The following is a 12546-nucleotide window of genomic DNA, read 5'->3' on the forward strand; positions in this document are numbered from 1 at the left end:
CTGCATCGGTGTACACGCGCGCCGCGGCGGGGCGTTGGCGCGTCTCTCGGACGGGGCCCCACACTAACGGTACGGATGTCCGCCCCGCGCCGAACGGGTGACCGGCAGGAACGGGGGGCGGCCGGACATACCGGAGATGGCCGGACATGCCGATGACCTGGGGGCCACACCCTGCGTACAGGGTGTGGCCCCCAGGCCATCGCGGGTCCGGCGCGGGTGCGCCGCGTCAGACGGCCGCCTTCTTCAGGCGCCGCCGCTCACGCTCGGAGAGGCCGCCCCAGATCCCGAAGCGTTCGTCGTTGTTGAGGGCGTACTCCAGGCATTCGGAACGGACTTCGCAGGCGAGACAGACCTTCTTGGCCTCGCGCGTGGAGCCGCCCTTCTCCGGAAAGAAGGACTCGGGGTCGGTCTGGGCGCACAGCGCGCGCTCCTGCCAGCCGAGCTCCTCGTCCGCGTCCTCGACCAGCAGTTGCTGGAACAGCTCGGTCATGTGCGCCCCTCGTCCGTCTCTTGCGTCCCCGTGATGCGGCCGTTATCGATGCGGCCGAACGACACGAGTGAAATTACAAGTGTGTAGCTTCGGGCCAGTCAAGCGAGGATCTGCTATTGGCCTCGGTATTCACTCTGCGGGACCAAGCCTATGCGGAAAGTGTTCAAATCACCAAAAACCTGACATATGCCACCGGCGTCGCCCGACATCGCTTCTCACCGAGTGAGACGGGTGGGGCCGCCTCGATGTTTCGATTTGATCACCGGAGCGACCAAGATCACAGCGAGGTCACGAGGCGTCAGCCGCGTCCACGGACGCGGTTCATGCGCCGTGTTGCCTGCCTTGGGGGTGCCAAAACCTTTCTCCACCCTCGACAACCGGATGTGGTGAAACATTGCCGCCAATTCGGGCATTGAGTTGACAGAGGGCGGATTCAGCCGGTCTCCTTGACTCCATGCAGGCGACCTCAGCGATGTACACGACCCACGCCCGTGGGTTCCGTACCGCTGTCCAGGCCCGCTGTTGCTGTTCCAGCTGTCACAGCTGTTGAAGCCGTAGCGCTCCAGCTCTGATCCAGCTTCGCTTCACCGCATTCCGGTCTCTGCGACACCCCCCGCACGCGCATCCCATGCCGAGGAACCACCGCACCCATGAACAGCGACAGCGACCTCTCGATCGCCGGCGACATCCTTGATGTCCAGCACCTTCTCCAGCCGGCCAGCCCTCACCCCTCCACCGTGGCCGGGTTCGTCGGCCTCGCCCGCTCCATCGCCGCCGACCGCGCCCGGTGGGCTCCGCTCGTCCGGTACGACACCACCACCCGGTGGTACCACCGGCTGCAGCAAGGTCCCGGATACGAGGTGTGGCTGCTGAGCTGGGTGCCCGGCCAGGGCAGCGGACGCCACGACCACGGCCTCTCGTCCGGGGTGCTCACGGTCCTGGACGGCGAGCTGACCGAACACACGGCGCGCGGGACACAGGCACTGGGCTCGGGCGCACAACGTGTCTTCGCCCCGGGATACGTCCACGAGGTCGTCAACGACTCGCTGGAACCCTCCGTCAGCCTGCACATCTACTTCCCGGGCCTGACCGACATGCCGATGCATTCGGCACGATGCGCTCCGGCCGCCGAGAACGCCGTACCGGCCTGACGGGCCGCCACCACCCCGCGCCCGGGCGCGGGGTGGGCGGGCCTCTCCTCCTGCACGGGGCATCACGCCCCCGCGGTGTGCCGACCGGGCCTGGCGCGGTCCGTCAGCGGCGTCGGCGAGCGTTGAGCCGGGCGGCCTGGCGCGTCAGGTGGTCGCGCTCGGCGAGGTTGGGTGCCTGGTGGGCCGCCTCGGCATAAAGCCGCGCCGCCGTCGCCAGGTCGCCGTCGCGCTCGTGGAGGTACGCCGCCACCGCGGCGTGGCGGGGGACGGGGTGTCCCCTGCTCGATCGCAGCCCGGAGCTCGGGGAAGCGGCGTCCAGCGCCGCGAGCGCCGCCAGACCGGCGCGCGGTCCGTGGGCCTCTCCGACGGCGACCGCGCGGTTGAGCCGGACGACCGGGCTGTCGGTCAGGCGCGTGAGCTCGTCGTACCACTCGACGATCTGCACCCAGTCGGTCTCCTCGGCGGTGGGCGCGTCGGCGTGGAGAGCCGCGATGGCGGCCTGGGCCTGGAATTCGCCCAGCCGGTCGCGGGCGAGGGCCGCCTGCAGGATTTCGACGCCCTCGGCGATCGCCCCGGTGTCCCACCGGCGGCGGTCCTGCTCGGCGAGCGGCACCAGGCTGCCGTCGGGCGCGGTACGGGCAGCACGCCGGGCGTGGTGGAGCAGCATGAGGGCGAGCAACCCGGCCACCTCGGGGTGGTCGATCGCGGCCGCGAGCTGCCGGGTGAGCCGGATGGCCTCGGCGGCGAGGTCGACATCGCCGGAGTAGCCCTCGTTGAAGACCAGATAGAGGACGCGCAGCACGGTGGACACATCACCCGGCCGGTCGAACCGCACGTCGGAGACGGTGCGCTTGGCCCGGCTGATGCGCTGCGCCATGGTCGCCTCGGGCACCAGGTAGGCCTGGGCGATCTGGCGGGTGGTCAGCCCGCCGACGGCTCGCAGAGTGAGCGCGACGGCGGACGCCGGGGTCAGTGACGGGTGGGCGCACAGGAAGTAGAGCTGGAGCGTGTCGTCCACCGCGGGCACGGGCCCCGGTGCCGGTTCCTCGTCGACGAGGTCCTCACGGCGGCGGCGGGCGGTGTCCGCCCGGGTCGCGTCGAGGAACCGGTGCCAGGCCACGGTGACCAGCCAGCCCTTCGCATCCCGAAGGGGGTCTCCCCCGCCCGGGCGGGGCCGGGAGCTCGGGGAAGGGCCGGCCGGCCAGACGCGGACCGCCTGGAGCAGTGCCTCCTGCACGGCGTCCTCGGCCGCCGCGAAGTCGGCTCCGCGGCGGACGAGAATCGCGAGCACACCTGGTGTGAGGCTCCTCAGCGCGGCCTCGTCCATCCGGGTCATCTGAGAGGTCACTCCGTGATGGTGGGCGGGGCGGTCAGGAACGGGCGCAGCTCCAGCCACTCGTGGATCGGCTTCCCGCCCGCACCGGGGGCGGCCGACAGCTCTCCGGCCAGCTCGACGGCACGCTCGTAGTTGTCCACGTCGATGATCATCCAGCCGGCGACGAGGTCCTTGGTCTCCGCGAACGGACCGTCGGTGACCGGCGGGCGCCCCTCACCGTCGTAGCGGACCCATGCTCCCTCGGGTGCGAGCGCCTGACCGTCGACGAACTCGCCGGTCTTCTCCAGCCGGGCCGCGAAGTCGTTCATGTACTGCACGTGGGCCGAGATCTCCTCCGGCGTCCACTGGTCCATCGGCACGTCGTTGGCCGGAGCCGGGGCGCCGCGGTAGTGCTTGAGCATCAGGTACTTGGCCATCGTGTTCCTCCACGCCGGTGCGACCCGCTGTGGTCGCTTCACTGCGGGGACGGAGCCAGTCACGGGTTCTCGACATCGCCGTCCGCTTTTTCTTCCGGGCTTTCGTGGACGTGCCCGGGTGAGCCGTTCGCGGGTGAGCCGTCTCGCGGTGCCCGGATCCAGAGCGTGGCGCGTGGCGCGAGTTCGGGAGACCGGCACCGACCGGACCACTGAATCATGCGGCGGGGGGTGTCCGCCGGTGGACAGGAGCGCGGGTCCTTCCGCGTCCGACGGCCGGCACCAGGAGCAGCCGCCCACCGTGCCGGGCCGATCAGCGCCCACAAGGACCAGGCTCCGCCTGACAGCCCCACCCGTCGCCCGCCACCACCCCCACAAGGACCAGGCTCCGCCTGACAGACTGTTGTGCATGCGCATTGTGGTTCTGGCCGGCGGTATCGGTGGTGCTCGTTTCCTGCGTGGCCTCAAACAGGCCGCGCCCGACGCGGACATCACGGTGATCGGCAACACCGGCGACGACATCCATCTGTTCGGGCTGAAGGTCTGCCCCGACCTCGACACCGTGATGTACACCCTCGGCGGTGGCATCGACGAGGAGCAGGGCTGGGGGCGTACCGACGAGAGCTTCCGGGTCAAGGACGAGCTCGCGGCGTACGGCGTGGGGCCCGAGTGGTTCGGCCTCGGCGACCGTGACTTCGCGACCCACATCGTCCGTACGCAGATGCTCGGCGCGGGCTATCCGCTGAGTGCGGTCACCGAGGCGCTGTGTGCGCGCTGGAAGCCGGGGGTCCGGCTGATCCCGATGTCCGACGACCGCGTCGAGACGCACGTGGCGGTGGACGTCGACGGCGAGAGCAAGGCCGTCCACTTCCAGGAGTACTGGGTGAAACTGCGCGCCTCCGTGCCCGCGCAGGCCGTCGTGCCGGTCGGCGCGGAGCAGGCCAAGCCCGCGCCGGGCGTCCTGGAGGCCATCGCCGAGTCCGACGTCATCGTCTTCCCGCCGTCCAACCCGGTCGTGTCCGTGGGCACCATCCTCGCCGTGCCCGGTATCCGGGAGGCGATCGCCGAGGCCGGGGTGCCCGTGGTCGGGCTCTCCCCCATCGTCGGCGACGCGCCCGTGCGGGGCATGGCCGACAAGGTGCTGGCCGCGGTGGGCGTCGAGTCCACCGCCGCGGCCGTCGCCCGGCACTACGGTTCGGGACTGCTCGACGGCTGGCTCGTCGACAGCGTGGACGCGGGAGTGGTCGAGGAGGTCGAGGCGGCGGGGATCCGCTGCCGGGCCGTCCCGCTGATGATGACGGACGTGGACGCCACCGCCGAGATGGCCCGGCAGGCCCTGGCGCTGGCCGAGGAGGTACGGGCATGAGCGGCGGACCGGACGGCGGGGCTCCCTCGTACCGCGTGTGGGCCCTGCCCGGGATGCCGGAGGTGCGCGAGGGCGACGACCTCGCGAAGCTGATCGCCGCCACGGAGCCGGGACTGGTGGACGGTGATGTCCTGCTGGTCACCTCGAAGGTCGTCTCCAAGGCCGAGGGCCGCATCGTCGAGGCGACGGACCGGGAGGCGGCGATCGACGCCGAGACCGTCCGGGTGGTCGCCCGGCGCGGGACGCTCAGGATCGTGGAGAACCGGCAGGGGCTCGTCATGGCCGCCGCCGGGGTCGACGCCTCGAACACCCCGGCCGGGACGGTCCTGCTGCTGCCCGAGGACCCGGACGCGTCGGCCCGGACGATCCGGGACGGGCTGCGGGACGCCCTCGGCGTCGAGGTCGGAGTCGTCGTCACGGACACCTTCGGCCGCCCCTGGCGCAACGGCCTGACGGACGTGGCGATCGGAGCGGCGGGGGTCAGGGTCCTCGACGACCTCCGGGGCGGCACCGACGGGTACGGCAATCCGCTGAGCGCCACGGTCGTGGCCACGGCCGACGAGCTGGCCTCGGCCGGTGATCTGGTGAAGGGCAAGGCAGCCGGACTGCCGGTCGCGGTCGTGCGCGGGCTCCCGCACGTGGTCGCGGGCCCCGGCACGGCCGACGAGGGCGCCCGGGCGATGGTGCGGGTCGCGGCCGACGACATGTTCCGGCTGGGTACGTCCGAGGCGGTGCGGGAGGCGCTGAACCTCCGGCGCACGGTGCGGGAGTTCACCGACGAGCCGGTCGACCCCGGGGCCGTACGGCGTGCGGTGGCGGCGGCGGTGACTGCTCCCGCGCCCCACCACACCACGCCGTGGCGGTTCGTCCTGCTGGAGTCGGCGGACGCGCGGACCCGGCTGCTGGACGCCATGCGGGACGCGTGGATCGCGGATCTGCGCCGGGACGGGCGCAGCGAGGAGTCGGTGGCCAAGCGGGTGCGGCGGGGGGACGTCCTGCGCAACGCGCCGTATCTGGCGGTGCCGTGCCTCGTGATGGACGGCTCGCACACCTACGGGGACGAGCGCCGGGACGCCGCGGAACGCGAGATGTTCGTGGTCGCTGCCGGCGCGGGCGTGCAGAACTTCCTGGTGGCGCTCGCGGGTGAGCGGCTCGGCTCGGCGTGGGTTTCCTCGACGATGTTCTGCCGGTCCGTGGTGCGTGAGGTGCTGGACCTGCCGGACTCCTGGGATCCGCTGGGCGCGGTCGCCGTGGGGCACCCGAGGGTGGCACCGCCGGTGCGGGCCGCCCGGGACGCGGGGGCGTTCATCACCGTGCGCTGAGCCGTGCGCAGAACCTTGCGCTGAGCCTTGCGCAGAACCTTGCGCAGAACCTTGCGCAGAACCGTGCGCTGAGCCGTGCGCTGAGGGCCACGGGCTACAGCCGGGCGATGTCGCGCGGCTGCATCCGGGGTGCCCGGCGGGCCGGGGTGTGGCCGGAGAGCGTGATCAGACGGGTCGCCCGGTGGCGCTGGCCCTCGTAGGGGGCGAGGAGCCTCAGCATCTCCTCGTCGTCGGCGTTCCTGTCGCCCGCGAGCGCGTGGCCCACGATGCCGGGCAGGTGGAGGTCGCCGACCGTCACCGCGTCGGCCGCGCCGTTCGAGCGCTGCAAGGTCTCCGCCGCGGTCCACGGGCCGATGCCCGGGATCAGCTCCAGCCGGGCCATCGCCTCGGGAAGTTCCATGGCGGCCGCCTCCTCCATGCGCCGGGCCACCCGGACCGCGCGCAGGATCGTGGCGGAGCGTTTGGCGTCCACGCCCGCGCGGTGCCACTCCCACGACGGGATGAGCGACCAGGTCCTGGCGTCCGGCATGACGTACAGGCCGTACGTGCCGAAGGCCGCGTCGGCGGGTCCGGGGGCGGGGGTCCCGTAGGTGCGCAGCAGCAGCCGCCAGGCGCGGTAGGCCTCGTCGGTGGTGACCTTCTGTTCCAGGATCGAGGGGATCAGGGACTCCATGACCAGCCCGGTGCGCAGCAGGCGCAGGCCGGGCCGGCGGTGCTGGGTCAGGGCGACCAGCCGGTGGCGCGGGCGGAAGGCGTCCGGGGCGTCGTCCGCGCCGAGCAGCGTCGGCAGCCCGTCCAGCAGCCACTGCGCGCCGGGCCCCCAGGCCGCCGCCGAGATCCGGCCGTCGCGGGACGCCGAGACGCGCAGGGTGCCGGGGCCGGCCGGGGTGCGGGTCGCCCGCCAGAAGGTCCCGTCGGGCAGCGCCCGGTAGGCGGGGTCCGCCGGGCCGCGCCGTAGCGGGCTCAGGACCAGCCGCAGGTCGAGCGGCCACGGCGGTGTCCAGGTCCTGGTCCGTGGCGGGACGGACGCGCACCCGGAGCCGGGCACCGGCTCCTGCCGGGGCACGGCGGCGGTGCGGGGTACGAAGCGTCCTGCCACGGGTGAGGTCCTCGGTCGTCGGGGGGTGCCTATCGAGGGTAAGGCCGACCCGGACCGTTCTCCGGCCGGAGGAGACCGCGCACCGGTCGGATGCGGCCGTTCACCTGGGAGAAGGACCGTTCACTGGTCGGACGAGAAGCGGACCGAGGCGTCCGGGAGGACCGCGCCGCACCAGACCCGGATTCCGTCACGCAGTTCGTTGTCCGCGCCGACCCGGGCCCCGTCGCCGATCACCGCGCCCACGAGGACCGAACGGCTGCCGATCCGCGCACCGGCTCCCACCAGCGAGTCGGTGATCACCGCGCCCGGTTCGACCACGGCGCCGTCCAGCACGGTGGAGCCGGCGATCCTGGCGCCCTCGCCGATCAGCGCGCCGTCGCCGATGACCGTGCCGCCGGTGAGCTTGGCGTCGGCCGCCACGGATGCGGTGGGCAGGACGAGCCGGTCGCCGCAGCGGCCGGGAACCGCCGGGGACGGGGCGCGGCCGAGGACCAGGTCGGCCGATCCGCGTACGAACGCCTGCGGGGTGCCGAGGTCCAGCCAGTACGTGGAGTCCACCATGCCCTGGAGGTGGGCGCCGGCGGCCAGCAGACCGGGGAAGGTCTCGCGCTCCACGGACACCGGCCGGCCGGCCGGGATCGTGTCGATGACCGAGCGGCGGAAGACGTACGCCCCCGCGTTGATCTGGTCGGTGACTATCTCCTCGGGTGTCTGCGGCTTCTCCAGGAAGGCCGTCACCCTGCCCGTGCCGTCCGTCGGTACGAGACCGAAGGCGCGCGGGTCCTCCACCCTGGTGAGGTGCAGGGACACGTCCGCCCCCGAGGTGGCGTGCGCCGCGACCAGGGCCCGGATGTCGAGGCCCGTGAGGATGTCCCCGTTGAACACGATGACGGGTTCGTCCGGGCCCGAGGCCAGCCGCGACGCCACGTTCCGGATGGCTCCGCCGGTACCGAGGGGCTCGTCCTCGGTGACGTACTCGATCGAGAGGCCGAGCGACGAGCCGTCACCGAAGTACGGTTCGAATACCTCCGCCAGGTAGGACGTCGCGAGCACGATGTGCTCCACCCCGGCCGCCCTGGCACGCGCCAGCTGGTGCGTGAGGAACGGCACCCCCGCCGCCGGGACCATCGGCTTGGGGGTGTGCACCGTGAGCGGACGCAGCCGGGTGCCCTTGCCACCGACCAGGAGGATCGCTTCTTTTGCCTCTGTCACAGCACCGTCTCTGCTTCCTGCTGGGGCCGGGCCTCGTTATGGCTGGCCAGTGTATGCAGACCGGTCGGAGCCCTCCCGGTCAGCGGCCCTGCAGCTTCGCCGAACTGGTCCGGGCCGTGCCGAGCTTCTTGTAGAGACGGATTCCGGGGCATTCGGTTGCGAACCCGTCGCGGTGTCCCGAGATGACGTGGAGTGTGGCCTTCGCACCCTTCTTGTACTTGCCGCTGCCGCCGGAGACGAGCGTGATCTTCCCCTTGGGGTTACGGCCGAACAGACCGAGTTTCCAGGCGGTGAGCTTGGCGACCGCGGTGACCGCGGCGGCGGGCGGGTTCTTCGAGCTGTACGTCCCGAGTACCGCGATGCCCATGCTGTTCGTGTTGAAACCGAGGGTGTGGGCCCCGAGCACCGCCTTCGACACGCCCCCGGCGCGGCCTTCGTAGATCTTTCCGCACTTGTCGACGGCGAAGTTGTAGCCGAAGTCGCGCCAGCCGCTGCTCTTGACGTGGTAGCGGTAGATGCTGCGCAGGACGGAGGGCGCCTGGGCGCAGGTGTAGTTGTTGCCGGTGGCGCTGTGGTGGACGAAGGCCGCCTTGACCGTCGAGGTGTAGGCGAAGTCGCGCTCGCGCAGGCTCTCGTCGGCACCCCAGCCCTTGCGGGTCACGATGCCGGGGCGCGGGCCGATGAACGGTTTGGCGCCCGCTCCGACGACCGCCTGCTCCTCCGACTCGGCCTTGCTCAGGGCGGTGATCTCTGAGGCGCCCAGCGGGGCGAGGTCGGCGTTGACCGCGGAGCTCTCCGCCGCGGCCATGGTGAGGCCCGCGGTCTCCGGGAGGGCGCCGGGCTGGGCCGCCGTGACCGGCGTGGCGGTTCCGGCCGACGGGGTGACGGCGGTGACCGCGGACGGCGTACCGGGGGCCGGGGTGCCCTCGGCACGTGGCTGCTCCGGGTCGTCACCCGGGTCGACGAGTTCCACCTGGAGGCCGGCGGGAAGGGGCGCGGTGCCGGCGGAGCCGCTTCGCGGTCCGGCGTTCTCGGAGCGCACGCGTACCTCGACGCCGTCCGAATCGCCGACCCAGAGGGGGGCGGTGGAGCCGCGCACGGTGCCCGACTCGCGCTCGGGGCTGCCGGAGTCGGCGGCGTGGTCGGCGTTGTGGGTCTCGAGTGACTGCCAGCCGGACCACGAGGTGGTGCCGGTCGCGCGGGTGCGGACCTGGACGGTACCGTGCAGCTCGGCGTCGGCGTCGTCCCAGACCACGCCGACGAGGGAGAAGCGGTGCGAGTCGCGCCGGAGCAGTCCTCGCACGGTCTCCGGGTTCATGGGCCCGGTGGGTTCACCGGTGGCCCTGGGTGCCGCGTCGGTGAGCGGCCGCAGGGGCAGTGACTGGGTCGAGCCGGCGGGTTCGACGGGGGTTGCCACGGGCGCCTGCGCGACCGGGGCCTGGGCGGGGGCGGCGGATGCGGGCGCGGCGAGCGGGAGGGTGAGTGCCGTCGCGCAGGTGACGCCGATCGAGGTTGCAAGAAGTGCACGCATACAGGAAATCCTTGACATAGCCCGGCATTCCCGGCTACTGGAGTAACACCGCCTCCAGTTGACGCTCCGTCTGCCGACCGGTGTACGAGACACCCGTCACGCCCTGCCGGGCCGGCGCCCGCCACGTACCCTTGCGCGGATGAACGCCAGTGATCGCACCCCCGCCGACCTGCTGCGATCCGCGCTCGCCGCGGACCCCGCCCGTCCCCTCGTCACCTTCTACGACGACGCAACCGGAGAGCGCGTCGAACTGTCGGTGGCCACCTTCGCCAATTGGGTGGCCAAGACCGCCAATCTGCTCCAGGGCGACCTGGCCGCCGAGCCGGGCGACCGGCTCGCTCTGCTGCTCCCCGCCCACTGGCAGTCGGCCGTCTGGCTGCTGGCCTGCTCGTCGGTGGGCGTCGTCGCCGAGGTCCAGGGCGACCCGGCTTCCGCCGATCTGACCGTCAGCGGTCCGGACACGCTCGACCGGGCCCGCGCCTGCCGCGGTGAGCGGGTCGCGCTGGCCCTGCGACCGCTGGGCGGCCGGTTCCCGCAGCCTCCCGAGGGGTTCGCGGACTACGCCGTGGAGGTGCCGGGCCAGGGCGACCGCTTCGCCCCGTACGCGCCGGTGGACCCGGCGGCCCCGGCGCTGGTCGTGGGCGACGTCCGTCTGACGGCGGACCAGCTGGTCGCGCGGGCCCGCGAGGACGCGGCGGAGATGGGGCTCGGCCCGGGGTCCAGGCTGCTGACGGGCCGTACGTACGACACCTGGGAGGGGCTGTCCGCCGGGCTCTTCGCTCCGCTGGCCGCGGGGGGCTCCGTCGTCCTGTGCCGTCACCTGGACCGGCTGGACGAGGAGGGACTCGCCAAGCGCGTCGACAGCGAACGGATCACCGGCACCGCGGTATGACAAGCGCTCCGAAGGCCACCCGTCCGGCCCATGGCGGGCCGAGCCCCCGGGACCGGGCGCCGACGGCGGTACATGATCAGGCGGTACGAAGCACTGATGGGAACGCTGCCTGATTGCACAACCAAGCGTGAGGTTCAGCCGTCTACTCCTGCGACCGGCGGCCCATCGCGCCGCCGAACGTGAAGGATGGACGCAGACGTGAGCGACAGCCCCGGCACCCCGGCCGAACAGGACCGCCCGGACCATCCGGCCGGGGGCGGGCCGGCGGACGGTTCGCAGGACGCGTCCGAGGCGGCCCCGCAGGACGGGGCCGCCGGCGAGGCTCCCCGGGCATCGGCGGCCGCGGACGGCCGACCGGAACCCGGACCGGACGCGAGCGACGGCGGACCGGAACCGGGCGCGAGCGACAACCGACCGGACCCCGGACCGGGCGCGAGCGACGGGGCCGGGAGCGGGACCTGGGGCGCGCGGCCCCAGCTCGGTCCCCAGGGGCGCGGGCGCCACTGGCTCCGCTGGGCCGCGCTCGCCGCCTCGTTCCTCGTCCTGGTCGCCGCCGGGGCGGGCTGGTGGCTCTACAAGAAGCTCGACGGCAACATCACGACCGACACGAGCGCCGCCGCCGAACTCAAGGCGTACGAGAGGGACCGCCCGCTCCCGATCGCCAGGAACGCGCAGAACATCCTGCTCATCGGTTCCGACACCCGTTCCGGCGAGAACAGCGCCTACGGACGTGACGACGGCGGCAGTCAGCGTTCGGACACCACGATCCTGCTGCACCTCGCGGCCGACCGCGGGAGCGCGACGGCGGTGTCGATCCCTCGCGACCTGATGGCCGAGATCCCCAGCTGCCACACGGCTGACGGCAAGGCCACGAACAAGCAGTTCGCCCAGTTCAACTCGGCCTTCGAGCTCGGCGGCACGGCCTGCACGATCCGGACGGTCGAGAAGATGACGGGCATTCGCGTCGACCACCACATGGTCATCGACTTCAACGGTTTCAAGGACATGGTCGACGCGGTCGACGGTGTCGAGGTGTGCCTCCAGGCGCCGGTCGACGACCCCGACGCCCATCTCAAACTCCCCGCGGGCCGCCAGAAGCTCGACGGCGAGGAGGCCCTCGGATACGTGCGGGCCCGTAAGTCGATCGGCGACGGCAGCGACACCGAGCGCATGGACCGTCAGCAGAAGTTCCTCGGGGCCCTCGTCAACAAGATGCAGAGCAACGGCGTGCTGCTGAACCCGACTCGGCTGTACCCGGTGCTGGACGCGGCGACCAAGTCGCTCACCACGGACCCGGACCTCGACTCCCTGAGGGACCTGTACGACCTGGTGCGCGGGATGCGGAACGTGCCGACCGAGAAGGTGCAGTTCCTGACCGTGCCCCGGAAGGCCTACTACGCCAACCCGAACCGCGACGAGCTCGTACAGCCGGACGCGGACCGGCTGTTCGCACAGTTGCGCAAGGACCGGCCCGTCGCCGTGGTTCCCGCCGAGACCGTCAATTCCGGGGATTCACAGGCAGATCACAGTTCCGGGAAAGACCCGTCCGGCCGGGAGCCCGGCGCCACGGACGGGAGTCCGACCCCTGACCCCACCTATTCGGGGTCGAATGCAGCGGACGACCCGTGCGGCGCGTAAAACAATTCTCAGGCCATGAGCGGCAATCGGAGCGGAATAGGGGAAATGCCCGGTTGTAAGGAGCGTGGAATGTGTCACGCGCGTCACCCGTGGCTG

General features: G+C 72.1%; 11 protein-coding genes. 5 read left to right on the top strand and 6 right to left on the bottom strand.

The window, feature by feature from the left end; genetic code table 11:
- Positions 1 to 226 precede the first annotated feature (226 nt).
- Positions 227 to 490, bottom strand: coding sequence for a WhiB family transcriptional regulator (locus tag OO67_RS30645; protein WP_018846780.1), 264 nt, complete (start codon positions 488 to 490; stop codon positions 227 to 229).
- A gap of 650 nt (positions 491 to 1140) precedes the next feature.
- On the opposite strand from OO67_RS30645, the gene OO67_RS30650 reads away from it, so the two are divergent.
- Positions 1141 to 1641 (top strand): cysteine dioxygenase, encoded by a 501-nt coding sequence (locus OO67_RS30650; protein WP_033305054.1) that lies wholly within the window; start codon positions 1141 to 1143, stop codon positions 1639 to 1641.
- A 103-nt stretch (positions 1642 to 1744) separates the two neighbouring features.
- On the opposite strand, the gene OO67_RS30655 is transcribed toward OO67_RS30650, so the two are convergent.
- Complete coding sequence (locus OO67_RS30655) at positions 1745 to 2968, bottom strand: RNA polymerase sigma factor (protein ID WP_033305139.1); 1224 nt, start codon at positions 2966 to 2968, stop codon at positions 1745 to 1747.
- Between the two features lie 17 nt (positions 2969 to 2985).
- Positions 2986 to 3393, bottom strand: coding sequence for a YciI family protein (locus OO67_RS30660; RefSeq protein ID WP_033305055.1), 408 nt, complete (start codon positions 3391 to 3393; stop codon positions 2986 to 2988).
- A 406-nt stretch (positions 3394 to 3799) separates the two neighbouring features.
- On the opposite strand from OO67_RS30660, the gene cofD reads away from it, so the two are divergent.
- Both cofD and OO67_RS30670 read left to right on the top strand, forming a co-directional pair.
- Complete coding sequence (gene cofD, locus OO67_RS30665) at positions 3800 to 4756, top strand: 2-phospho-L-lactate transferase (protein WP_033305056.1); 957 nt, start codon at positions 3800 to 3802, stop codon at positions 4754 to 4756.
- Positions 4753 to 6078, top strand: coding sequence for a coenzyme F420-0:L-glutamate ligase (locus OO67_RS30670; RefSeq protein WP_033305057.1), 1326 nt, complete (start codon positions 4753 to 4755; stop codon positions 6076 to 6078). Before cofD ends, OO67_RS30670 begins: the two co-directional genes overlap by 4 nt.
- A gap of 94 nt (positions 6079 to 6172) precedes the next feature.
- On the opposite strand, the gene OO67_RS30675 is transcribed toward OO67_RS30670, so the two are convergent.
- The 3 genes from OO67_RS30675 to OO67_RS30685 form a co-directional block, all read right to left on the bottom strand.
- Entirely contained in the window at positions 6173 to 7177 is a 1005-nt protein-coding gene (locus OO67_RS30675; protein WP_033305058.1) for a DNA-3-methyladenine glycosylase family protein, read from the bottom strand.
- A gap of 120 nt (positions 7178 to 7297) precedes the next feature.
- Positions 7298 to 8389: a mannose-1-phosphate guanylyltransferase gene (gene manB / locus OO67_RS30680; RefSeq protein ID WP_033305059.1), complete on the bottom strand. Its 1092-nt coding sequence runs from the start codon at positions 8387 to 8389 to the stop codon at positions 7298 to 7300.
- Between the two features lie 79 nt (positions 8390 to 8468).
- Positions 8469 to 9920: a peptidoglycan recognition protein family protein gene (locus OO67_RS30685; RefSeq protein ID WP_033305060.1), complete on the bottom strand. Its 1452-nt coding sequence runs from the start codon at positions 9918 to 9920 to the stop codon at positions 8469 to 8471.
- Between the two features lie 139 nt (positions 9921 to 10059).
- Here OO67_RS30685 and OO67_RS30690 point away from each other — a divergent pair, with 139 nt between their 5' ends.
- Both OO67_RS30690 and OO67_RS30695 read left to right on the top strand, forming a co-directional pair.
- Positions 10060 to 10812, top strand: coding sequence for a TIGR03089 family protein (locus OO67_RS30690; protein ID WP_033305061.1), 753 nt, complete (start codon positions 10060 to 10062; stop codon positions 10810 to 10812).
- 186 nt (positions 10813 to 10998) lie between these two features.
- Positions 10999 to 12450, top strand: a complete 1452-nt coding sequence (locus OO67_RS30695; RefSeq protein ID WP_033305062.1) for an LCP family protein — start codon at positions 10999 to 11001, stop codon at positions 12448 to 12450.
- Positions 12451 to 12546: the final 96 nt, after the last annotated feature.

The sequence above is a fragment of the Streptomyces atroolivaceus genome (genome assembly GCF_000717025.1).
GTDB classification, from domain to species: Bacteria; Actinomycetota; Actinomycetes; order Streptomycetales; family Streptomycetaceae; genus Streptomyces; species Streptomyces atroolivaceus.

Bases quoted from the DNA above. Each gene is read 5' to 3' on its own strand.
- OO67_RS30645 (WP_018846780.1), bottom strand. From the start codon at position 490: ATGACCGAGCTGTTCCAGCAACTGCTGGTCGAGGACGCGGACGAGGAG.
- OO67_RS30650 (WP_033305054.1), top strand. From the start codon at position 1,141: ATGAACAGCGACAGCGACCTCTCGATCGCCGGCGACATCCTTGATGTC.
- OO67_RS30655 (WP_033305139.1), bottom strand. From the start codon at position 2,968: ATGGACGAGGCCGCGCTGAGGAGCCTCACACCAGGTGTGCTCGCGATT.
- OO67_RS30660 (WP_033305055.1), bottom strand. From the start codon at position 3,393: ATGGCCAAGTACCTGATGCTCAAGCACTACCGCGGCGCCCCGGCTCCG.
- cofD (WP_033305056.1), top strand. From the start codon at position 3,800: ATGCGCATTGTGGTTCTGGCCGGCGGTATCGGTGGTGCTCGTTTCCTG.
- OO67_RS30670 (WP_033305057.1), top strand. From the start codon at position 4,753: ATGAGCGGCGGACCGGACGGCGGGGCTCCCTCGTACCGCGTGTGGGCC.
- OO67_RS30685 (WP_033305060.1), bottom strand. From the start codon at position 9,920: ATGCGTGCACTTCTTGCAACCTCGATCGGCGTCACCTGCGCGACGGCA.
- OO67_RS30690 (WP_033305061.1), top strand. From the start codon at position 10,060: ATGAACGCCAGTGATCGCACCCCCGCCGACCTGCTGCGATCCGCGCTC.
- OO67_RS30695 (WP_033305062.1), top strand. From the start codon at position 10,999: ATGGACGCAGACGTGAGCGACAGCCCCGGCACCCCGGCCGAACAGGAC.